20 protein-coding genes are annotated in these 20,404 nt (G+C 60.9%); 12 read left to right on the plus strand and 8 right to left on the minus strand.

Annotation, left to right across the window (positions count from 1 at the left end; translation table 11 throughout):
- The first annotated feature begins 95 nt into the window (after nucleotides 1–95).
- The 4 genes from PJU76_RS03580 to PJU76_RS03595 are packed head-to-tail and all read left to right on the plus strand — an operon-like array spanning nucleotide 96 to nucleotide 3,528.
- Entirely contained in the window at nucleotides 96–989 is an 894-nt protein-coding gene (locus tag PJU76_RS03580; protein WP_271780508.1) for a metal ABC transporter solute-binding protein, Zn/Mn family, read from the plus strand.
- Nucleotides 990–1,001: 12 nt separating this feature from the next.
- Complete coding sequence (locus tag PJU76_RS03585; RefSeq protein WP_271780509.1) at nucleotides 1,002–1,826, plus strand: metal ABC transporter ATP-binding protein; 825 nt, start codon at nucleotides 1,002–1,004, stop codon at nucleotides 1,824–1,826.
- Nucleotides 1,827–1,845: 19 nt separating this feature from the next.
- Nucleotides 1,846–2,736, plus strand: a complete 891-nt coding sequence (locus PJU76_RS03590; RefSeq protein WP_271780510.1) for a metal ABC transporter permease — start codon at nucleotides 1,846–1,848, stop codon at nucleotides 2,734–2,736.
- Nucleotides 2,737–2,739: 3 nt separating this feature from the next.
- The gene (locus PJU76_RS03595) at nucleotides 2,740–3,528 is read left to right on the plus strand and encodes a metal ABC transporter permease (protein WP_271780511.1); all 789 of its coding nucleotides are present in this window, start codon (nucleotides 2,740–2,742) and stop codon (nucleotides 3,526–3,528) included.
- Between the two features lie 30 nt (nucleotides 3,529–3,558).
- Here the strand turns inward: PJU76_RS03595 and PJU76_RS03600 are convergent, their stop codons facing one another.
- From PJU76_RS03600 to PJU76_RS03625, 6 genes are all read right to left on the minus strand, one after another.
- Entirely contained in the window at nucleotides 3,559–4,686 is a 1,128-nt protein-coding gene (locus PJU76_RS03600; protein WP_271780512.1) for a DUF5666 domain-containing protein, read from the minus strand.
- On the minus strand, nucleotides 4,679–5,509 hold the full coding sequence (locus PJU76_RS03605) for a DUF6502 family protein (RefSeq protein ID WP_271780513.1): 831 nt from the start codon (nucleotides 5,507–5,509) through the stop codon (nucleotides 4,679–4,681). The genes PJU76_RS03600 and PJU76_RS03605 overlap by 8 nt, the downstream gene beginning before the upstream one ends.
- Nucleotides 5,510–5,795: 286 nt before the next feature.
- A complete protein-coding gene (locus PJU76_RS03610) occupies nucleotides 5,796–6,809 on the minus strand; it encodes an NAD-dependent epimerase (protein WP_271780514.1) in 1,014 nt (337 codons plus the stop codon).
- Nucleotides 6,806–7,057: a hypothetical protein gene (locus PJU76_RS03615; protein ID WP_271780515.1), complete on the minus strand. Its 252-nt coding sequence runs from the start codon at nucleotides 7,055–7,057 to the stop codon at nucleotides 6,806–6,808. The genes PJU76_RS03610 and PJU76_RS03615 overlap by 4 nt, the downstream gene beginning before the upstream one ends.
- Nucleotides 7,058–7,129: 72 nt before the next feature.
- Nucleotides 7,130–8,326 (minus strand): DUF5666 domain-containing protein, encoded by a 1,197-nt coding sequence (locus tag PJU76_RS03620; protein WP_271780516.1) that lies wholly within the window; start codon nucleotides 8,324–8,326, stop codon nucleotides 7,130–7,132.
- Entirely contained in the window at nucleotides 8,319–9,149 is an 831-nt protein-coding gene (locus PJU76_RS03625) for a DUF6502 family protein (RefSeq protein ID WP_271780517.1), read from the minus strand. Before PJU76_RS03625 ends, PJU76_RS03620 begins: the two co-directional genes overlap by 8 nt.
- Before the next feature lie 369 nt (nucleotides 9,150–9,518).
- Here PJU76_RS03625 and PJU76_RS03630 point away from each other — a divergent pair, with 369 nt between their 5' ends.
- From PJU76_RS03630 to PJU76_RS03665, 8 genes are read left to right on the plus strand one after another with little or no spacing between them, the layout of a single operon-like run.
- Nucleotides 9,519–9,857 (plus strand): hypothetical protein, encoded by a 339-nt coding sequence (locus PJU76_RS03630; RefSeq protein WP_271780518.1) that lies wholly within the window; start codon nucleotides 9,519–9,521, stop codon nucleotides 9,855–9,857.
- Entirely contained in the window at nucleotides 9,857–11,275 is a 1,419-nt protein-coding gene (locus tag PJU76_RS03635; RefSeq protein ID WP_271780519.1) for a glycosyltransferase family protein, read from the plus strand. The genes PJU76_RS03630 and PJU76_RS03635 overlap by 1 nt, the downstream gene beginning before the upstream one ends.
- Nucleotides 11,272–12,534 (plus strand): glycosyltransferase, encoded by a 1,263-nt coding sequence (locus tag PJU76_RS03640; protein WP_271780520.1) that lies wholly within the window; start codon nucleotides 11,272–11,274, stop codon nucleotides 12,532–12,534. Before PJU76_RS03635 ends, PJU76_RS03640 begins: the two co-directional genes overlap by 4 nt.
- The gene (locus tag PJU76_RS03645) at nucleotides 12,531–13,775 is read left to right on the plus strand and encodes a glycosyltransferase family 4 protein (protein WP_271780521.1); all 1,245 of its coding nucleotides are present in this window, start codon (nucleotides 12,531–12,533) and stop codon (nucleotides 13,773–13,775) included. Before PJU76_RS03640 ends, PJU76_RS03645 begins: the two co-directional genes overlap by 4 nt.
- Nucleotides 13,775–15,604, plus strand: a complete 1,830-nt coding sequence (locus PJU76_RS03650) for an ABC transporter ATP-binding protein (RefSeq protein WP_271780522.1) — start codon at nucleotides 13,775–13,777, stop codon at nucleotides 15,602–15,604. Before PJU76_RS03645 ends, PJU76_RS03650 begins: the two co-directional genes overlap by 1 nt.
- A complete protein-coding gene (locus tag PJU76_RS03655; RefSeq protein ID WP_271780523.1) occupies nucleotides 15,601–16,905 on the plus strand; it encodes a UDP-glucose dehydrogenase family protein in 1,305 nt (434 codons plus the stop codon). Before PJU76_RS03650 ends, PJU76_RS03655 begins: the two co-directional genes overlap by 4 nt.
- A 47-nt stretch (nucleotides 16,906–16,952) precedes the next feature.
- Nucleotides 16,953–17,795, plus strand: coding sequence for a hypothetical protein (locus tag PJU76_RS03660; RefSeq protein WP_271780524.1), 843 nt, complete (start codon nucleotides 16,953–16,955; stop codon nucleotides 17,793–17,795).
- A gap of 11 nt (nucleotides 17,796–17,806) precedes the next feature.
- Complete coding sequence (locus PJU76_RS03665; protein ID WP_271780525.1) at nucleotides 17,807–18,445, plus strand: histidine phosphatase family protein; 639 nt, start codon at nucleotides 17,807–17,809, stop codon at nucleotides 18,443–18,445.
- Here the strand turns inward: PJU76_RS03665 and PJU76_RS03670 are convergent.
- Both PJU76_RS03670 and PJU76_RS03675 read right to left on the minus strand, forming a co-directional pair.
- Entirely contained in the window at nucleotides 18,442–19,227 is a 786-nt protein-coding gene (locus PJU76_RS03670; RefSeq protein WP_271780526.1) for a hypothetical protein, read from the minus strand. The genes PJU76_RS03665 and PJU76_RS03670 overlap by 4 nt on opposite strands.
- 166 nt (nucleotides 19,228–19,393) lie before the next feature.
- A complete protein-coding gene (locus PJU76_RS03675; RefSeq protein ID WP_271780527.1) occupies nucleotides 19,394–20,179 on the minus strand; it encodes a helix-turn-helix transcriptional regulator in 786 nt (261 codons plus the stop codon).
- Between the last annotated feature and the right edge of the window lie 225 nt (nucleotides 20,180–20,404).

Here is a 20,404-nt window from a genome sequence, read left to right on the forward strand (position 1 = left end):
TTGTGGCAGTGGACTCCGAGGGTTTGCCCGTGATTCCGTTTAACCATCAGAAGGCATTGGTTTGTTCAATGCCTAACCATTGCTTACGAAGCCGGATGCTTGCTCTGTTGCCACGGATCGCTTTATTTGTTGGGCTGGGTATGGCGCAGATGGCTACCGCAGCGACGATTTATGCGGTGGGCGTAGAAAATGAGTATGCCGATGTGATCGGTCAGATCGGCGGGGGCTATGTCACCGTCAACACCATCGAAAGCAATCCTAATACCGACCCCCATACTTTTGAAGCCAGCCCTGCTGTGGCCCGTGAAATCGCTGGAGCGCAGATTGTGGTTCGTAATGGCGTGGGCTACGATGGCTGGGCCAAAAAGATTCTAGCGTCCAATCCTAATCCCAAGCGCAAGGTGATTGTGGTTCGGGAGTTGCTCCGCCTGCCGGAAAGCACCAAAAACCCCCACCTCTGGTATAAACCGGAGACTATGCCTGCAGTCGCCCTGGCGGTTGCCCGAAGCCTGACGGAGCTGGATCCGGGCCATGCTGCTTATTTTGCCGCCAATGTGCGCAAGTTTGATACCTCTCTGCAGCCCTGGCATCTGGCTATCGCCAGTTTCAAGGCCCAGTTCGGTGGCACGCCGGTAGCGGTGACCGAGCCTGTTGCAAACTATCTGTTGCAGGCTGCCGGATGCGATATCAAAACACCTTGGAATTTGCAGGCCGCCGTTATGAATGGTACCGACCCTGCGCCGCAGGACGTGAGCATCCAGAATCGGCTCATCAAACAGCATAGCATAAAAATATTCGTTTACAATGAGCAAGTTACTAATTCTTTGACGAGTTCTTTTCTGAGCAAGGCGAAAGCAGAGAAGATCCCCGTGGTCGGTGTCTATGAAACCATGCCGACGGGCGATAGTTATCAGTCCTGGATGCTGACGGAAACCAACGCCCTGCGTAACGCCGTGGAACGTGGCACTTTGACGACTGTGCCGAAGTAGCCCGTGTTGGCCATGTCCGATCCGATACTTTCGGTCGCTCATCTCTCGGTAGATTTGGGTGGCCGCAGCATTTTGCGGGATGTCAGTTTTGACCTTTATCCTGGCCAGCTCTGCGCCCTGATCGGCGAGAATGGGGCAGGCAAAACAACCCTGCTGCGTAGCCTACTGGGCCTGACGGCGCAGCGCTCTGGGCAGGTTCTGATTGATGGCGCACCGACGGATCAGCGCCGCGCCCTGGTGGGCTATGTGCCACAGAAAATTGCCCTTGATCCGGATATTCCGCTGCGGACCCGCGATTTGGTGCAGTTGGGGCTGGATGGGCATCGCCTTGGTCTGCCGTTGTTTTCCGGTCGCAAGAAGGCCCTGGTAGATCAAGCACTGTACGCGGTCGGGGCTGAGGCCTTTGCCGATCAGCGGGTAGGAGAACTCTCTGGTGGTCAGCAACAGCGGGCGGTGATTGCCCATGCTTTGGTGCGTCAGCCGCGCCTGCTGATTCTCGATGAACCCCTGGCCAATCTGGATTTTGGTAGTGCCAACGCACTGGTGGCACTGCTTGGTACGTTGACCCACACCCAGCACATTGCCGTGCTGGTGACGGCTCACGATATGAATCCTCTGCTGCCGGTGATGGATCGCCTGGTCTATCTGGTGGGTGGACAGGCCGCTACTGGGAGCGTGGATGAGGTGGTGCGGCCTGAAGTGTTGGGTAAGCTCTATGGTCACCCGGTAACGGTATTGCGACATGGGCGGCGGATACTCGTGCTACCCGATGTCGCCGCTGAAGATGCCGAGGCGGGCACGGCAGCGCATATGTCGCATCCGGAAAAGGCCGATTAACGCCATGTGGAATTTTTTGATGCTTTTGGGGAATTCCAGTTTCTTCGGCAGTGAGCCGGTGCAAACCGCGCTGATCGTAGGGACTTGCGCAGCGTTGGTCAGCGCGCTGATCGGGATGTTTACCGTATTACGCGGTAATGCCTTTGCCGGGCATGCCCTGGCCGATGTGAGCAGCGCCGGAGGGGCGGCTTCCCTCCTGCTGGGCGTCAGTCCCTTGCTGGGTTTTCTGGGTATGGCCTGGATTGCGGCTTTCGGGATGGAATTTCTGGGGGTACGCAAGGTACGGGAGCGCGATCTTGCCACGGGTATTGTTCTGGGGGCAGGGTTGGGTCTATCGGCGCTTTTACTCTATCTGGATGTGACCACTACCAGCACTACGGGTGCAGCGGTATCGGTGATGTTTGGCTCCATGTTTGCGATTTCCCGGAGTCTTGTCGGTCCTGCGTTGATGGCCTCCGCTGCGGTGTTTTTACTCGCGGGTCTGCTCTACCGGCCTATGCTGCTGACGGCGGTGGACCCTGATCTGGCGGCAGCACGGGGTATTTCCCCGCGTTGGATCGGTTTGCTGCAACTGCTGACTCTGGGGCTGGCGGTGGCGGTCTGTGCCCTGGCCATCGGCGCGGTGCTGGCGACGGCTTTGCTCATTGGTCCGGCGGGTGCGGCGATTCGCCTGAGCAGACGCCCTGCGCAGGCGATATTCTGGGCTAGTGTTATCGGTTTGACGGCAGTCTGGGGTGGTATCTGGATGGCCTATGAAAGTTACTATTGGTTTTCCGGCAATGCCTGGCCAGTGAGTTTTTTTGTGGTGACGCTGGTATTTCTGTTTTATCTGGTGGCGGTGCTGGTGGCTAGGGTGACGGGCTTGTCGGCGCGTCCGAAACCGGTCATCTGGCCGCACTGCGAAGCATAAGACATGTTCTCCAGTTTCATGATTAATACCTGGATAGCTGGCACTGCCATCGCGTTTGTCGCGGCTTTCGTCGGGTTTTTTGTGGTGGCCAGGCGTTCGGCTTTTGCCGCCCATGCCCTACCGCTGGGAGCCTTTCCGGGGGCGGCGGCAGCCAACCTGATGGGGATCAACCCGCTGATCGGGCTGCTGATTTTTGTCGGAATAGGTGTTTTTCTTCTGCGCCAATTGGTGCGCATGGGGCGCCGCGATGTGGGTACGGGGCTGGTGTTGGTGCTGTTTCTGGGGATGGGTGCGTTGTTACTCAGTATGACCAGGGAGTATGCGCCGGCGGTATTTTCTTTGCTTTTCGGCGAGGTGCTGGGGGTGAGCGACGCAGATTTGCTGCCCATACTGGGTATTTGCGCGCTAGTGGTTATGGGGATTTCTCTGTATTTTCGGCCACTCTTGCTGGATTCGACTTTTCCCGATCTGGCGGCCTTGCAGGGGATCCGTGCCGCACGCATGGATCTGGTGTTCTTGACCTTGCTGGCCTTGGTGACTGCCACGGCTTTGCCGGTTGTGGGCGCCTTTTTGGTGTTCACCCTGCTGGTCGGCCCGCCAGCTGCCGCCCAGGCGTTGAGCGGCAATCCCATGCGCGTGCTGGTGCTATCCGTGATGCTTGCAGAGGGCTGTATCTGGAGCGCCATTGTGCTCTCTTACTGGACCAACTGGCCCATCGGTTTTTTTGTCGGGAGCATCGGCGCGGGCTTGTTTACGGTGGCGCGTTCTTACCGGCACTGGAATCAGCGTTGATTCAGCACCCTCAAACTGCCGGATTTTGGATTAATCGTTATCAGGGAGTTCCGGCCTTTCCACCAGGGGTTCGATCTCCGGAGGGCCAAATTCCGGGCGCTCGATTTCGGGATGATGTAACATGGGAGGGAGCACGGGCATCCGCGGTATGATGGGGAGGTCAAAGTCCATGGGGTTGACGCTGAAAATGACCCGCTCTGCGTTGACGACCCCCGGTGCCTGGACTCTTCCCTCGATGGCGACCATGCTGCCTGCCTGCATATCCGCGGCATCCCCGTTTTCATAGAGGGTGTGGTGGCTCTCCACCAGGGATACCCCGTGGGTGGTCCATCCATCCGTTCCGCGATCCAGGTAACCCAGCAGTGACACCCGATTGCCGACCTCCTGCGCTGCCAGCGCAGAGGGGTTCACGCTTTCCGCGCGGGTCTTGCCGTCGGTGTATTCGCCCCTGACCACCACGGATTGCCCCACCTGGATGGCACGGAGCAGAGTCCCGTTGATCTTGAGTTTGGTTGCCCCGACTTCCAGGGTGTTCTGACCCGGATGAATGGCGTCCACCCGGCCTCGAAGCAGCAACGGGACCCGGGCGGGCGCGGCATCCGCCGGATAGCGACGACAGATTTCCGTCGCCAGCCAATGGCCATTCCCCTGGTCCAGGCCGCTGACCGATACCACGTCACCGGTTTTCAAGGCCGCGAAGGGCAGGGATTGGTTTGAGTTGCGCACGGTGATGGGGGTCATTTTGCCCGCCTGGATGGTTTCGCCGAGAATGGTGAATTGTCGCTTGGCCGCCTGGACTTCCGTCACCCTGCCGATAACGGCATGCTCCACCCGTACTACCTGGGCGACGGCCTGCCCGTCGGCGGCGGCTTGGACGGTGACTCGGTCCCCGAGGCGCAGGTCTTTTGCCGTGCCCGCAGCGCCGTCGACGCTATAGCGGGTTTGGGGGCTCAGGACATATTCCTGACCGTTGACATAGATGCTGCCGAAGCGCTGGATTACTCCCAGGGCCGTGATGCCCGTGCCCCCGATGCCGCCGGGGTGGATGCCGAGTCCGCCAATCCCACCGCCCGCCGGGTCGGAAAAGACCCTCGCTCCGGGCAGGACCATCAGGGCCAAGGCCAGGACTAGACTCCACCGGCGCAGGACCTTAGGCATGCGGCTCGTCCTCCGCTGCCGGTTCCTCTGTTGGTTCCGCCGCGGCGTCTTCTTCGTAGTAATAGACCCCCAGGCGCAGCCGCCGCTGCGGCCCTTCGGACGACTCGGCCGCGTTCAGCCGCTGATGGGCCTCGCGCAACAAGCGCTCGCCCATCCGGTAGAGTTCCGGACGCGCCTCCTCCAGCACCGCCGCGGGCAGCGCATCGAAATACAGCGCCCGTTCCAGAAAGGGCTCCCCCCCTTCCAGATTGTGTACCGCGCTGCGCAAGTGATCACCGACGTTTTCCCCCAAAAAGGCGACCTGGTCTTCGGGCAGATCGGAAATATACGCAGCGCGCAACAGACGCACCACGCCTTCTTGCTCCTGGGCCACCCCCACCCGACTCAACTCGTCCAAAATGGCGCGCGGGCGCATGTCGGCCTTGACCCGGCGCGCCAGTCCCTCAAAGCTCGGGGACACCTCGCTGCGCAGGGGCAGCGGCTGGGGTTGCCCGGCGGGGTCTGCATAGTCCGCCATCGACACCCAGGCGGCCACCACCTGCGCCGCGATGTTGGCCCCGTGCCGCAACATCGGTCGCTCGCCGTGCTCCTCCAGCAGAAGTCGCAGCCGTTTGACCTCCTTGCGGTGGATCCCGGTCAGCAGGCTGACCCGGCTGTCGGTCAGCGTCCGTCCGTCGGCCTCCCCATAGTGCTGGCTCGCCTCCGCCACGTACACCATTTTGAGTGCCTCTGCCAACGCTCCATAGGTCCACCCCTGTCCGATCAGATACCGGACCAAAGGGCGCAGGATCGCCAACACCGCCGTTTTCAATGTGCCATTCATGGCCTGCCTAGACTCGTTTACCTAGTTTCCGTATCGATTGTAGCATGTCGTGAAATATGGACCCACCATTCTACACTTTTAACTTTACTACTCGTGACGTACACGCAATGCCCCTCCGTTAACCAAAGCAGAACACGGGGGCAAGATTTCACCAGTCCCATTCGGTGATTCGTGCGTGTTGTATATAGGCCACAGTACCGACCGCGCCGACTGCCATTATCGCCCGACAACCGGTCAGCAGAAGCGCCGCTATGTCCAATGTGCTGTGGTGCGGGGTCATCTGTTTTCAAGAGGCGTCGTAATAATTCCGATACCAGGCGACGAAACGGGCAAGGCCATCACGCAAGGGGGTGGCGGGGGAAAAATCCACCGTCTCCTGCAATTCACCCACATCGGCATAGGTGGCAATAACGTCTCCGGCCTGCATGGGTAGCCATTCGATGTCGGCCTTGCGCCCCAGCAGATCCTCCAGGATCGCGATGAAATCCAGCAAGGCTACAGGGGTATGGTTGCCAATATTGTAAAGACGGAAGGGGGCATCGCTGGTGCTCGGGTCCGGCTGTTCCGTCGAACTCGGAGCAGGGTGTGGTGCGAAGTCCAGGAGCCGTACTACGCCTTCGATGATGTCGTCGATATAGGTGAAATCCCGGCGCATCTGACCATGATTGAAAACTGGGATGGGCTCTCCGGCAAGGATCTGGCGCGTGAAACGAAAATAGGCCATGTCCGGTCGACCCCACGGTCCGTAGACCGTGAAGAAACGTAGGCCGGTGCAAGGAATGCCGAAGAGATGTGCATAGCTATGGGCCATGAGTTCACCGGCCCGCTTACTGGCGGCGTAGAGGCTGAGCGGATGATCGACCCCGTCATGGACGCTGTAGGGCAGGCGGGCGTTGGCGCCATAAACCGAACTGGAGGAGGCGAAAAGCAGATGATCAACGGCCTGGGCGCGACAGCCCTCCAGAACATTGGCGAAACCGACCAGATTGCTGTCGACATAAGCGGCGGGATCCTGGAGGGAATGGCGGACGCCCGCCTGGGCCGCAAGATTCACCACCACATCAAAATGTGGCCCGGCGAAGAGATTTTTCATGGCCTCCCGGTTGGCAAGATCCACGGTGTGGAATTGAAAATCCGGATGGTTTTCCAGATGCGCCAGGCGATCCCGCTTGAGGGCGGGGTCATAATAGGCGTTGAGGTTATCAAGACCATGCACGATCCACCCTTCGGTCAATAGACGGCGGCACAGGTGGTAGCCGATGAAGCCCCCGGCCCCGGTGACGAGCATCCGCCTGCTCATGAGAAAGTCTGCGCCAGGAGGGTGTGCAGACAATGGCTGCCCCCTCCCCGCACCGTACCGACGCCTGCCCCCGCACCGCTCTGGTAATTGCCCTGCAGGATCTTGGGCATGAGGATATGGCGGTGGCGGATCCCGCCATCGCCCTTGCAACGCCGCCGAACGGTGTCCGGCGCGGCCTTCTTCCGTCTCCAGGTCGTTGATGAATATGCCAGGGTTTTGATCCCCCGTAGGTTGTTTTCCAAGTTCATCGCTATCCTTCCATCTCTATGATTAAATTTAATATATGTGGTACCATTCAGTGATGGTGATATAGCCTTGCCTTAATCGCCATCAAGAATTTCCGGCCTTTCCACCTGTGGTTCCAGCTCTGGGCGCTCGACATCGGGTCGCTCGATTTCGGGGCTATTGACCTCTGGGCGCTCACCCTCATTTTCGGATCGTTCCCAGTCATCCCGCGCGCCCTGCGCCATCTGTGGCAAGACGGGCACATCAAAGTCCATAGGGTTGACGCTGAAGGTAACGCTTTCCACCGCGACGACCCCCGGTGCTTTGACCTTCCCACTGATGGCGACCATGCTGCCTGCCTGCATATCCGCGGCATCCCCGTTTTCATAGAGGGTGTGGTGGCTCTCCACCAGGGATACCCCGTGGGTGGTCCATCCATCCGTTCCGCGATTCAGGTAACCCAGCAGTGACACCCGGTTGCCGACCTCCTGCGCTGCCAGCGCAGAGGGGTTCACGCTTTCCGCGCGGGTCTTGCCGTCGGTGTATTCGCCCCTGACCACCACGGATTGCCCCACCTGGATGGCACGGAGCAGAGTCCCGTTGATCTTGAGTTTGGTTGCCCCGACTTCCAGGGTGTTCTGACCCGGATGAATGGCGTCCACCCGGCCTCGAAGCAGCAACGGGACCCGGGCGGGCGCGGCATCCGCCGGATAGCGACGACAGATTTCCGTCGCCAGCCAATGGCCATTCCCCTGGTCCAGGCCGCTGACCGATACCACGTCACCGGTTTTCAAGGCCGCGAAGGGCAGGGATTGGTTTGAGTTGCGCACGGTGATGGGGGTCATTTTGCCCGCCTGGATGGTTTCGCCGAGAATGGTGAATTGTCGCTTGGCCGCCTGGACTTCCGTCACCCTGCCGATAACGGCATGCTCCACCCGTACTACCTGGGCGACGGCCTGCCCGTCGGCGGCGGCTTGGACGGTGACTCGGTCCCCGAGGCGCAGGTCTTTTGCCGTGCCCGCAGCGCCGTCGACGCTATAGCGGGTTTGGGGGCTCAGGACATATTCCTGACCGTTGACATAGATGCTGCCGAAGCGCTGGATTACTCCCAGGGCCGTGATGCCCGTGCCCCCGATGCCGCCGGGGTGGATGCCCGTGCCCCCGATACCGCCGGGGTGGATGCCGAGTCCGCCAATCCCACCGCCCGCCGGGTCGGAAAAGACCCTCGCTCCGGGCAGGACCATCAGGGCCAAGGCCAGGACTAGACTCCACCGGCGCAGGACCTTAGGCATGCGGCTCGTCCTCCGCTGCCGGTTCCTCTGTTGGTTCCGCCGCGGCGTCTTCTTCGTAGTAATAGACCCCCAGGCGCAGCCGCCGCTGCGGCCCTTCGGACGACTCGGCCGCGTTCAGCCGCTGATGGGCCTCGCGCAACAAGCGCTCGCCCATCCGGTAGAGTTCCGGACGCGCCTCCTCCAGCACCGCCGCGGGCAGCGCATCGAAATACAGCGCCCGTTCCAGAAAGGGCTCCCCCCCTTCCAGATTGTGTACCGCGCTGCGCAAGTGATCACCGACGTTCTCCCCCAAAAAGGCGACCTGGTCTTCGGGCAGATCGGAAATATACGCAGCGCGCAGCAGGTGCACCACGCCTTCTTGCTCCTGGGCCACCCCCACCCGACTCAACTCGTCCAAAATGGCGCGTGGGCGCATGTCGGCCTTGACCCGGCGCGCCAGTCCCTCAAAGCTCGGGGACGCCTCGCTGCGCAGGGGCAGCGGCTGGGGTTGCCCGGCGAGGTCTGTATACTCCACCATCGATATCCAAGCGGCCACCACCTGTGCCGCGATGTTGGCCCCGTGCCGCAACATCGGTCGCTCGCCGTGCTCTTCCAACTGCACTCGCAGCCGCTTGACCTCCTTGCGGTGGATCCCGGTCAGCAGGCTGACCCGGCTGTCGGTCAGCGGTCGCCCAGTGACCTTCCCGTAATGCCGACTCGCCTCCGCCACGTACACCATCTTGAGCGCATCCGTCAATGCACCATAGGTCCACCCCTGTCCGATCAGATACCGGACCAAAGGGTGCAGGATCGTCAACACCGCCGTCTTCAATGCTTCGTTCATGGCATGTCCAGGTTCGCCTCAATTCAGCTTTCATGTTAAGCGTAGCATGTTGTGGTATATATTCCCACTTTTACGCTGGTATTGAGTGGTAAATTATCCCACATTAATGATCATACGACAGCGGAATGTCGATGTCGACAGGTCATCGGAAAGCGAAGGCGTCATCTACCAGACGATCTGCATATGCACGAATTCGATGATCGGGCGCCGCCTTGCCAGGGAGGAGCCCGTAGCCAGGACCGAAGAATGGCACGAGTGCATGGCTTGAGTCTGAGTGGTTATTGACAGTGGGAAAAGTTACCACTAATCTATTTCAGGTGCCGAGATCGGTGGCATTTCCCAACATTGGAGAGAGTCAAGGAGAGTGTTATGACAACCACTTATGAACAAAAGCGAGTTCTACACGACGAAGCTCCCCTTATGCTGGGGGCTTGGCAGTTTGCACCCGAAATGAAGCAGATGAGGGGGGGCGACGCTACTGTCGGCACGATTTGCGGCCATCACAGCCCGCACGCGGTGCGTATTTTTCTTGACGGCGCCTGGACGACGTTCTGTATGGATTGCTGGCGCAGGAATCGCCATTCCTACCGTCGTCCGAACGGTTTATTGCCGCAGACCGAGTCCTCGGCTGAACAAGTCTCAGCAGCGACGATTCGGAAAACCTTCGATAATTCCTTTCTCCAATCTCTCCGTTCAGGAGGGCAGTGATGAAATCCCTCATACAGCGGGGAACGGAGCGATACCGCCGCCTGCCTGTTGTGCAGGCGGCGGATTACATGCCCGCCAGCCAACGCTACGCGGGCCGGGAAATCCGGCAGAATCCGTTGTTTGCCGGTGATTCGCCGTCCTCCCCCGGGACTTTCGTAACAACGGGGCAGCCGATACCCACAGTTGCCTTGCGCCAGCGGCTCGCCGCAAAGCATGGGCGATCGGCGCGACGAGTACTCCTCTATTCTCATGACACCTTCGGCCTTGGCCATTTGCGGCGGAATCTGGCCATCGTCGAGCACCTTATGCAGCGTAAACCGCCTTTTTCCGGGATGCTGCTGACCGGCTCTCCCATGGCCGGTTCCTGGCCGATGCCGACAGGTTTGGAAGTGCGGGCTCTCCCGCCCGTCATCAAGGTTGGTGCCGAAGAGTATATTGCCAGGGACCTTTCCTCCAGCTTCGAGGTGGTCAAGGCGCAGCGCGAGGCGGCGATCCTGGACGCCATTGCCTCCTACCGACCCGACTTCTTCCTGGTCGATCATGCCCCGGCGGGAATGAAAGGGGAGTTATTGTCGGCGCTGCGGTTCATCCGGGAGGAGATGCCGGCGACCCGCACCGTGTTGGGTCTGCGAGATGTCATCGACAGCCCCGAGACCGTGCGCCAGGTTTGGCAGTCACAAGGCATCTACGAGTTGCTGGAAACGGAATATGACCAGATCCTGGTTTACGGCAGTCGCCACCTGTTCGATGTGGTGAGTGCCTACAAGCTTTCACCGAAGGTGGCGGCCAAAGTGCGCTACTGCGGTTATGTCGCCCGCACGGGTCCGCACGGTGTTGCGGACGTGCTGGTGGTGCCATCGGGTTTGCCGGTGGTTCTCGTTACCGTCGGCGGTGGCGGCGACGGATATGCCTTGGTTGATGCCTATCTTGAGGCCCTGCGCCGGATTCCACAGAACACGGTGCACAGCATCGTCGTTCCCGGGCCGCTCATGCCGCCCGACCGGTATCGGGTGTTGGCCGGGCTTGCCGCTCAGCGGCCGGACATCCAGATTATCCCCTATACCACCGAACTCGTGGGCTTGCTGCACATTGCCGATCTGGTGGTGGCGATGGGAGGGTACAACACCACCGCGGAGATCCTCGCCGCCAGGAAGTCGGCCATCCTGGTGCCACGCTCGACACCGCGCATGGAGCAATGGCTCCGCGCAACGACGTTGAGCCAGCTCGGGCTCGTGTGGATGATACAGCCCGAGGAAGACTTGGTCGACCGGTTGGTGGAACTGGTGCCGGTCGCCGTTGCCGGCGACCGGTCGCTGGGAAAGCAATGGGATACCGTGGACCTGGGGGGTGTTCATCGCGTTGCCGAGGTGCTGGAAGAGATGCTCTATCCCGGAACGAGCACGGAGGTATCCCTATGACGGCGACAACCCCAACGGTAGGGTATGTACTGAAGCGCTATCCGCGCCTTTCGGAGACTTTCATCCTCAACGAAATGCGCGCCCTGGAGCGTTTGGATACTCCCCTGCATATTTTCTCGCTCCTGCGGCCCGAGGACGCCCCCCGGCATCCCACGGTTTCGGAGGTCCGGGCGACCGTGACCTATCTTCCCCTCACCTGGCCCCGGATCATTTTTGCGGTAGCCAGGGGGCACGCCGCCGTGGCGGTCCGGGCGCCGCTGCGCTACCTGCACGCCACCGGGCTCGCGTTGTGGTGGTCCATCCGCACCCGTCGGCCGCTGAGCGTCGGGAAACAGTTCATGCGTTCCGGTTATGTGGCGCATGGTTGTCTGCAGAATAACATTCAACACCTCCACGCCCACTTCGCCAATGCACCCGCTACGGTCGCCCGCCTGGCCGGGGTCATGTGCAATATTCCCTACAGCTTCACAACGCACGCCAAGGATCTTTACCTGACCCCCCAGGAGGTCATGCGCCGACGGATTGAGTCGGCGCATTTCGTCCTCACCTGCACCCGCTACAACGTCGAATACCTGCGTGGTTTTCTGCCGCGCCAGGACTGGGACAAAATCCATCTCGTTTACCACGGTATCGATCTCGCGGCCTTTCCTCAGGGCGATTCTTTTGCGGATTTTCCGCTGGGGGAAAATGCCGATCTGCCCTTGATCCTTTCGGTGGGCCGCCTCGTTCCCAAGAAAGGGATGCGAGACCTGGTTACCGCTTGTCACCTGCTGCACAGCCGAGGGATCGCCTTTCGCTGCGTCATCGTCGGTGAAGGCCCGTTGCGCCAGGAACTGGAGACCCACATCGTCGAACTGGGCCTGACGGCTATGGTAACCCTGCCGGGCGCCATGGCTCACGATCGCCTCTTGGCATTTTACGGGCAAGCCACTGTTTTCGCTCTCGCCCCGCATGTAACGGAGGATGGAGACCGGGACGGCATCCCCAACGTCCTGGCGGAAGCCATGGCGGCTGGTACGCCCGTGGTTTCAACCGCGGTTTCAGGTATCCCCGAATTGATCGAAGACGGCCGTACCGGGTTGCTGGTACCGCCGCGGGACCCGGTGGTGTTGGCCGATACCCTGGAACGGCTGCTTGCCGACGCGCCGCTGCGCCGCCGCCTCGCGGCGGCGAGCCGGGGCAAGATAGAGGAGCGCTTCGAATGCTGGGAGACCGCCAAGGCCCTGCGCACCCTTTTCGTGCAGAGTGTGCAGCCATGAATATCGTATACCTGTGCGCGGATCGCGGTATCCCCGTCCTCGGGGACAAAGGGGCGTCGGTGCATGTGCGGGAATTCACCACTGCGCTCGCCCGCGTCGGACACGAGGTCACGCTACTCTGCGCCAGGCAGGGGAAAGGGAATCCTTACCCACCGGCGCGGCTGATCGAGTTGCCGCCCGATGCTGATCCCACAGAGATTCGCAGTGAGGGGGAACGGCTGGGAATCAGGCAGGAGGAATATGACCAAACTGTGCGCCGGGAGATCGACAAGCTGATCTGCGACCGCCGGCTCGCGGCGCGCGCCCTGGATGCCTTGGATATGGCGGGTGTGCGGCCGGAGGCGCTCTATGAGCGTTATGCGCTCTTTCATCGCTCCGGCGGCGACCTCGCCAGCGCTTTGAGGGTGCCTTACGTGCTGGAAGTGAATGCGCCTCTGGTCTACGAACAGGAGCGTTTCCGGGGATTACGGCTGAAGGCCATGGCGGAGGAGGCGGAAGTCGCGGCCTTCCAGCGGGCCGACCATATCGTGGCCGTGTCAGAGGCCGTTCGTGAGCACGTGCTCTCCCGGAAGGTACCGGCGAATCGCGTGACCGTGCTACCCAACGGGGTGGATATCAGCCGTTTCCACCCGCAAGTGGATGGACAGGGGATTCGCACACGCCTCGAGCTTGATGGGCGACCGGTCATCGGCTTCGTTGGCAGCCTGAAGCCTTGGCATGGCCTGGATTTTCTGCTCGACGCCTTTATGCTGGTCAGCCGACAGTCGCCCGAGGCGGTGCTGTTGGTGGTGGGCGAAGGTCCCGGCAGTGCCGCCCTCCAGTCCCGTGCGACGGAAAATGGTCTCGGTGGTAAGGTCATCATGACCAGGCGCGTACCCCATGAAGATATCCCCAGCTATCTCGCCGCCATGGACCTTACGGTAGCACCCTACCTCCCCCAGGATGGGTTCTATTTCTCGCCCCTCAAAGTGGTGGAATCACTGGCGGTTGGACGGCCCGTGGTGGCGCCCCGCATCGGTCAGCTACCCAGCCTGATCGAGGATGGCGTGACCGGTCTGCTCTTCCCGCCGGGGGACCTCGCGGCCTGTGTCGGCTGCATTCTCACTATGCTGAACGGGCCGTCGCAGCGGCAGGCCATGGGACAGCGCGCCGGGGAGGCGGCAGGGGGGATTTTCGGCTGGGACAGAACTGCCCGGCAGGTGACGGATATCATCGCCGCCCTGCGATCCGGGCCGATGTGATGGGCGCGGCCATGGGCCAGGGACAATCCCCATTCTCCCTTTGGGAGTTGCGCCGGTTTCTGCGCCCGCACTGGGCGGCGCTGTCCGGCGCCGCTCTGGCGATGACGGCGCGGGCCATGGTGTTGCTGGTCATTCCCTGGCCCTTGAAGTTCGTCATCGACAGCGTGATTTCCCAGAAACCTCTGCCTGTCTGGCTTGCCGGGTTCCTGCCGGATCCCCTCGGCCATCGTGTAGCGCTGCTGGATGTCCTGGGGGTTGTCATGCTCCTGTTCGCCGTGGCCGATTCTGCGTTGGCCTATGCCGGGGGCCGCCTGCTGCTGCGTGTGGGGCAACGCGCCGTTTTCGACATCCGGCGCACCCTCTTCGCCCATTTGCAACGGCTTTCACTGGCTTTTCACCGCCGTCAGAAGAGCGGGGATCTCATGGCCCGGCTCGGTGGCGATATTCAGACCCTTCAGGACTTTGTCGTGTCGGTGGGAACGGGGCTTTTCGCCCATCTGCTCACCATCGTCGGCATGGCTGGGATCATGCTCGCCATTGACTGGCGTTACGCCCTGGTGGTGATAGCATCCGTGCCCCTGCTGCTGGTCATCACCCAGCGTCACACCCGGCGTCTCAAACAGGCGTTCCGTCTGGCGCGGCGGAAAGAAGGCGAATTGTGGAGCATGGCGCAGGAAAGCATCGCCGGCATCCCCGTCGTCCAGGCGTATGGCCGGGAGTCCTTTGAGGAAAATCGCTTTCGCGAACGCGCCGAACAGAGCCTGGATGCGGCACTGGAAGCCAATGAACTGCAAATGCGTTTTACCCCCCTGGTGGGCGGCCTGGTGGCCGCGGCCGTGGGGATAGCGGTCTGGTACGGCGCCTCCCAGGTGCTGGCCGGGCGCATCTCGACGGGTGAATTGCTGGTTTTTCTCGCCTACCTGCGTGGCATGGCAGCGCCCCTGCGCCAGTTCGCCAAGATGGCCGGGACCGTCAGCAAGGCGACGGTGGCGGCCGAACGCCTCGGGGATATATTCGCCGAAGAACCCGATATCCGGGACGCCCCGAACGCAGTGCCTCTGCCATCCTGTACCGGTGCGCTGGAATTTCGCTCCGTTTTCTTCGGTTACCAGCCCGGTGAACTGGTGCTGAAGGATATATCCTTCCGTGTGGATTCCGGTCGGACAGTGGCCCTGGTGGGCACTACGGGCGCCGGCAAAAGCACACTGGTGAGCCTCATTCCCCGCTTTCACGATCCCATAGAAGGGCGGGTCCTGCTGGACGGGCGCGATCTGCGCGATCTGCAAGTCACCTCTGTCCGCGACCAGATAGCCCTGGTCCTGCAGGAACCGCTCCTTTTTCACGGCACCATCTGGGAGAACATCGCCTACGGTCGCGCCGGTGCCGGGCGCGAAGAGGCTATCGGTGCAGCGCAGGCGGTTGGTCTCCATGACCTCATCGGGGGGCTGCGCGATGGCTACGATACCCTGGTCGGAGAGCGGGGGGCGTCGCTGTCCGGAGGGCAGCGGCAATGTGTCTCCATTGCCCGGGCCATGTTGCGGGATGCGCCTATCGTTATCCTCGACGAGCCTACCAGCGGGCTTGATACCTTCTCCGAGCGTCGCGTGCTGGAGGCATTGAATCGCCTCACCACTGGCCGCACCACCCTGGTCATCGCCCATCGCCTGGCGACCATCGCCGCCGCCGACCGGATACTGGTTCTCGAACACGGCCGCATCATTCAGGACGGCACCCATGAGCAGCTTCTCGCGCAAGGAGGCCAATATGGCCGACTCTGGCAGCAGGGCTACTACAAATCATCCATGAGCATCACGCAGGAGGCAGTATGAAGCACATCGCAGTCATTGGTGTCGGGTATGTAGGATTGACGACCGCGGCCTGCCTGGCCGAGTTAGGGCACCACGTCACGGGAGTGGACATGGACGAAGGAAAGATCGTCCTGCTGCGTCAGGGCCAGATCCCCTTCATTGAACCAGAGCTTCCCGAACTGGTGGAACGGAACGTCCGGGCCGGCCGCCTCAACTTCACTACCTCTTACCAGGAAGCCATGCGGCATGCAGATATGGCTTTCATCTGCGTCGGCACGCCGCCGACTCCCAGCGGACATGCCGATATGAGCCAAGTGGAAGAGGCCGCCCGGCAGGTCGCCCTCGCGGCGACGCAGCCCCTCATCGTCGTTCTCAAAAGCACCACCCCTCCCGGTGGAAATGCGGAACGCGTGGCCGACATCCTGGCCCAGCACCTATCACCGGGGATGAATGCCCCGCTGGTCGTCAACCCCGAATTTCTGCGCGAAGGGTCGGCGGTATATGACACCTTCCACCCGGATCGCGCCGTGATCGGTGCCTGGGACAGTGCCGCGGCGGAAGAGGTGGCGGCGTTGTATACCCCCTTGCGCTGCCCGGTCCTGTTGACGGATCCAGCCAGCGCCCAACTCACCAAATATGCCTCCAACGCCTTCCTGGCCACCAAAATCTCTTTTATCAACGAGATATCCCGTATTGCCGAGCGGGTAGGGGCCAATATCCATGCCATTGCCCAAGGTATGGGATTCGACGAGCGCATTGGCGCCGAATTCCTGGAGTCCGGTCTTGGCTACGGAGGCTCCTGCTTCCCCAAGGACGTCCTGGCCCTCTCCGCCATTGCGGAACAGCAGGGGTATTATTCGCAATTCCTGCATGCGGTCACGGACATCAACGCCGGCCAGTGCAGCCTCGCCGTAGCGAAACTCGGCGACGCTCTGGGGGGCTTCCACGGCAAGGCGGTATGCGTCCTCGGCCTGGCTTTCAAACCACAGACCGATGACGTGCGCGAGTCACCTGCCTTGTCCGTGATTTCCATGCTTTGCCAGCAGGGCGCTGTTGTCCAGGCCTATGATCCGGCCGCCATATCTACCGCGCAAAAAGTGCTGCCGCCCCATGCTGCCCTGGGATATTGCGCCGATGCCTATGCTGCGGCACAGGGTTGTCATGCCGTCCTGATCGCCACTAGCTGGCCGGAATTTCGCAACCTCGACTGGCCGCGCGTCCACTCTTCGATGGCAGGTAAGGCGGTCATGGACGGTCGTGGACTGCTTTCACCGGATGAGATGCGCGGCATGGGGTTCGAATATCTGGCCTTCGCCAACTAGGCACACGCACACATCGCGTTATCATTTACACAGGAGAGGCTCAACCCATGCATATCCGCCGCAGGAAGCTCCCGGCCCTGGTCATGCTGGTCGTCTGTTACGTGGGATGGGGCCAGTCCGCTTATGCCCAGCCGTGGGTTCCCCCCGCGGGGTCCGGGAAAATCAAGGCCACGGTGAGGTTTTATCACTCCGACCGCCTCTTCCCGCAGACTTCATTCAGCAGCAGCAGCACCCCGACCCATTCGAAGCTTTCGGAGACGCAGTTCCGTATCGATGGCGAGCAAGGGATCGGGCAGGGCTGGGCGCTGGTTTACCAACTGCGCGCCGCCTTGCTCACCAAATCCAAACCGAAGGCGTCCTATTCCGCAGGGGGGTTGCAGGATCAACAGATCGGCCTCTCCTACGGATTGCGACAGCGTGCGCACTTCGCCGACGCCATTACCGTCAACGCGATCATTCCCACCGGGCGGGCATCAACCACCCCCCAACTCGGGACCGGCGCCCTGGCCGTCGAACCGGATTACGAGGTGGGGGTAGAGCATGATTTCGGGTCCCGGCTGGCGTACGCCGGCCTTTCAGTCGGGCCGCGCATCTACGTCAGGGATGGTGTGACGCAGGTGCGGGCCTCGGCGGTGGCGGGCGTCGGTCTCATCCGGCGCCTCACCGTCATCGGTACTCTGTTTTTTTCAAAAACGCTGGCCAGTAACGCGCTCGCCGTCAGTACAACCCCCAACGCCTCAGAATTCTACAATATACTGCGAGGTGGTATCGGACTCGAATACGCCGTTACCAAAAACGTGCGACCGGTCATCGCCTACCAGCTGGATCTGGCGGGTCAGAGCATCCATGCCGGCAGCAGACTGGTAGCCGGTGTTTCCTGGCGTTATTAAAAGCCCCGGCCATGGAGACCATCCTGTTTTTGTTGCGGCACGGTGAGACCGAATGGAATCGCAGCGGGCGTTATCAGGGCCGCTGCGACCCGGAAGTCACGCCCAACGGTGAGGCGCAGGCGCGAAGGGTTGCGGAACACCTCGCGCGCCTGAATCTTGTCGCCATTGTGGCCAGCCCACTAAAGCGGGCCTATGCCACCGCAAGTATCGTCGCAGAGCGCCTGGGTCTGCCCGTCACCACGGATGAGCGGCTGGTGGAGATGGGTTACGGCGATTGGGAGGGCTTGCAGCAAGTGGAGGTCAAGACGCGGTGGCCCGAGTTGTTGCGCCGCTGGAAAAAGGCCCCCGACGAGGTGGTGCCTCCAGGTGGAGAGTCCCTTTCCGATCTTCAGCGTCGCGTACGCTCTTTCCTCCAGGACACTGCCGCAGGACCTGGACCGATCCTGGCCGTTACCCATGCAGGAGTGATCAGGACCGCCGTCCTTGAAATCCGGGGCGAACCGCTTGCCAAATTCCGCCAAGTGCAAATCGCGAACGGCTCCCTCACTACCATCCATTGGCAGAACGGTCGCCTCAGTCTCGCCGACGGTCCGTGGGCCGGCGAAGATAGTATTTATTCAAGAAGCTGCACGGATCCAGGAATCAATTAAAAGACGACCTGAGCACCCAGGCCAACACCGTAATTCGCGCTGCCGTTAGACAATCCTTTGTCTGCATAGAGCTGAATGCCACTACCGGCGCGCGTGACATTGTAGTTCCAGGCAAAAACGATGTCCGCCGGACCAGCATAACCCGGTTGCTCGGATTCGGAACCTGAAAACATCGCTGTAAGGATGTTGCGTGACGTGGCAACAAAGCTGGAACCCATATCATAGGTCCAGATATTGTGCAGATTGCCGCCAACGGGATTGCCCACGAAACGATAGCCCAGATGGGCGAATGGAAAGATGCGGGTGCCAATGGTCTCGTCCAGACCCACGCCGACCTCGTAATCATTGCGCCCGGTGCCCAATCCTTTGGCGGCGGAGGCCGTACCAAGCTTGACCTTGGCATAGGGCACCACGGCGGGCAAAAGGCCGGTTCTCTGGTAAACCGTGTAGTGTGCGGATAACCAGATATCACCCAGGCCGCTCACGTTACTACGGGTTTGTGTCGTGCCAGGGCGGTGGACAACACCCCCACCCGTGAGCCGCGTCCCCTGGGGTAACCCGGAAACGGAGAGGTAGGGAACCATCAACTTGAGGCGCAGGTCCCGATTGCGAAACTGGAAATAGGTGGCATCGTAAAAAATGTTGACATGGCTGCCCGTCCCGAAATTCCCCTGGTAGTACGATGGCACATTGCCCAGCGTGAAACGGGGAGCCGCATGCGCAACTGCCACTATTGCCCACGAGGACAGAATGCCCATTCCCACCAATGATCGAAACCGCATGCAATCCTCCTAATTCCTTTGTAATTGGGTGCGAATGAATCATCTGGAAACCAATTTTTGAATATGCGGGAATTATGCCCACAAGTTTGGCAAGGAACAAGAATTGGCATTATGGGGCGCCGAGGGCGTGTCGTGACAAAGCCAGCAAGCCAGAAATCGTTGCTTCCTATTCCGGCAGCAGGATGACCAGCTTGAGATCGGTGCTGGTCGCCGGCAATAACGTGCTCTGCTCATAGACCACCTGCCCGTACTGTGGATGCTGAAAAACCCGCCTGCCACCCTCCCGTTCGACGACATCCTGTGCAGCCCAGAGCTGAGCAAAAATCGGACTGTTTTTCTGAAGATGCTCGATTTGGCGGGCCATTTGCGGATCGTCCAGGTGCTTGCCCACATCCGCACGAAATTCCGCGATGATCCGCCGGGTACGGCCTTCCCAGTCGACGACAAAACTGCGCGCTGTGGGATTCAGCAGGAGGAATTCCAGTAGATTGGGGGGAGGGTTGCCCGGTGTCGGGAGTTGGTCCATCCAGCCGACAAAATGCGCCGCCGCAGCCGTGTTCCAGGCGATCGCATTCCAATAGCGATCCAGTACATAGGCAGGTGTGTCCAGGGCTTGCACAATCCGCAGTACGGCATGCGGGGGCTGGGTATGGGTTTTGTCGGCAGTGGGATCGGCACGACCGGCCAGGTCGAACAGGTAGGCGCGTTCAGCTTCGGAGAGTTGCAGCGTTTGACTCAGGCGGTCCAGTACGGCAGTGGAGGGCTGTACGGGGCGGCCTTGCTCTATCCAGGTAACCCAGGTGCTGCTGATTCCACAGAGGAGGGCCAGTTCTTCACGGCGCAGCCCCTGGGTGCGTCGTCGTCCCTGTATGCTGAGGCCCGCCTGCTGCGGGGTGATTTTTCCGCGGTGACGGCGGATGAAGTCGCCGAGAAGGGGCGCGTTGCCGGTCATGGATAGACGATCAGCGGAGCAAAGCGATCCAGGCGGTCGCTGCGCTTCAGGTGGTCTGCCGGAACCGGCCTGACGCTGACCCAGCCTGCTTCTACCCGAAGCGTCACTTTCTGATCCTCAGAGCATTCCCCCACTTCTTGACCGGCAGTCTGGTTTCCATGCTTTTCTCCTGGATGCAACACAAGTTCTTATGGTAGAAAATATACCAGTATAAATTATCACATT

Source organism: Acidithiobacillus ferriphilus (assembly GCF_028215975.1).
Classification (GTDB): Bacteria; Pseudomonadota; Gammaproteobacteria; order Acidithiobacillales; family Acidithiobacillaceae; genus Acidithiobacillus; species Acidithiobacillus ferriphilus.

Bases quoted from the DNA above. Each gene is read 5' to 3' on its own strand.
- PJU76_RS03580 (WP_271780508.1), top strand. From the start codon at position 96: ATGCTTGCTCTGTTGCCACGGATCGCTTTATTTGTTGGGCTGGGTATG.
- PJU76_RS03585 (WP_271780509.1), top strand. From the start codon at position 1,002: ATGTCCGATCCGATACTTTCGGTCGCTCATCTCTCGGTAGATTTGGGT.
- PJU76_RS03590 (WP_271780510.1), top strand. From the start codon at position 1,846: ATGCTTTTGGGGAATTCCAGTTTCTTCGGCAGTGAGCCGGTGCAAACC.
- PJU76_RS03595 (WP_271780511.1), top strand. From the start codon at position 2,740: ATGTTCTCCAGTTTCATGATTAATACCTGGATAGCTGGCACTGCCATC.
- PJU76_RS03600 (WP_271780512.1), bottom strand. From the start codon at position 4,686: ATGCCTAAGGTCCTGCGCCGGTGGAGTCTAGTCCTGGCCTTGGCCCTG.
- PJU76_RS03605 (WP_271780513.1), bottom strand. From the start codon at position 5,509: ATGAATGGCACATTGAAAACGGCGGTGTTGGCGATCCTGCGCCCTTTG.
- PJU76_RS03610 (WP_271780514.1), bottom strand. From the start codon at position 6,809: ATGAGCAGGCGGATGCTCGTCACCGGGGCCGGGGGCTTCATCGGCTAC.
- PJU76_RS03615 (WP_271780515.1), bottom strand. From the start codon at position 7,057: ATGAACTTGGAAAACAACCTACGGGGGATCAAAACCCTGGCATATTCA.
- PJU76_RS03620 (WP_271780516.1), bottom strand. From the start codon at position 8,326: ATGCCTAAGGTCCTGCGCCGGTGGAGTCTAGTCCTGGCCTTGGCCCTG.
- PJU76_RS03625 (WP_271780517.1), bottom strand. From the start codon at position 9,149: ATGAACGAAGCATTGAAGACGGCGGTGTTGACGATCCTGCACCCTTTG.
- PJU76_RS03630 (WP_271780518.1), top strand. From the start codon at position 9,519: ATGACAACCACTTATGAACAAAAGCGAGTTCTACACGACGAAGCTCCC.
- PJU76_RS03635 (WP_271780519.1), top strand. From the start codon at position 9,857: ATGAAATCCCTCATACAGCGGGGAACGGAGCGATACCGCCGCCTGCCT.
- PJU76_RS03640 (WP_271780520.1), top strand. From the start codon at position 11,272: ATGACGGCGACAACCCCAACGGTAGGGTATGTACTGAAGCGCTATCCG.
- PJU76_RS03645 (WP_271780521.1), top strand. From the start codon at position 12,531: ATGAATATCGTATACCTGTGCGCGGATCGCGGTATCCCCGTCCTCGGG.
- PJU76_RS03650 (WP_271780522.1), top strand. From the start codon at position 13,775: ATGGGCGCGGCCATGGGCCAGGGACAATCCCCATTCTCCCTTTGGGAG.
- PJU76_RS03655 (WP_271780523.1), top strand. From the start codon at position 15,601: ATGAAGCACATCGCAGTCATTGGTGTCGGGTATGTAGGATTGACGACC.
- PJU76_RS03660 (WP_271780524.1), top strand. From the start codon at position 16,953: ATGCATATCCGCCGCAGGAAGCTCCCGGCCCTGGTCATGCTGGTCGTC.
- PJU76_RS03665 (WP_271780525.1), top strand. From the start codon at position 17,807: ATGGAGACCATCCTGTTTTTGTTGCGGCACGGTGAGACCGAATGGAAT.
- PJU76_RS03670 (WP_271780526.1), bottom strand. From the start codon at position 19,227: ATGCGGTTTCGATCATTGGTGGGAATGGGCATTCTGTCCTCGTGGGCA.
- PJU76_RS03675 (WP_271780527.1), bottom strand. From the start codon at position 20,179: ATGACCGGCAACGCGCCCCTTCTCGGCGACTTCATCCGCCGTCACCGC.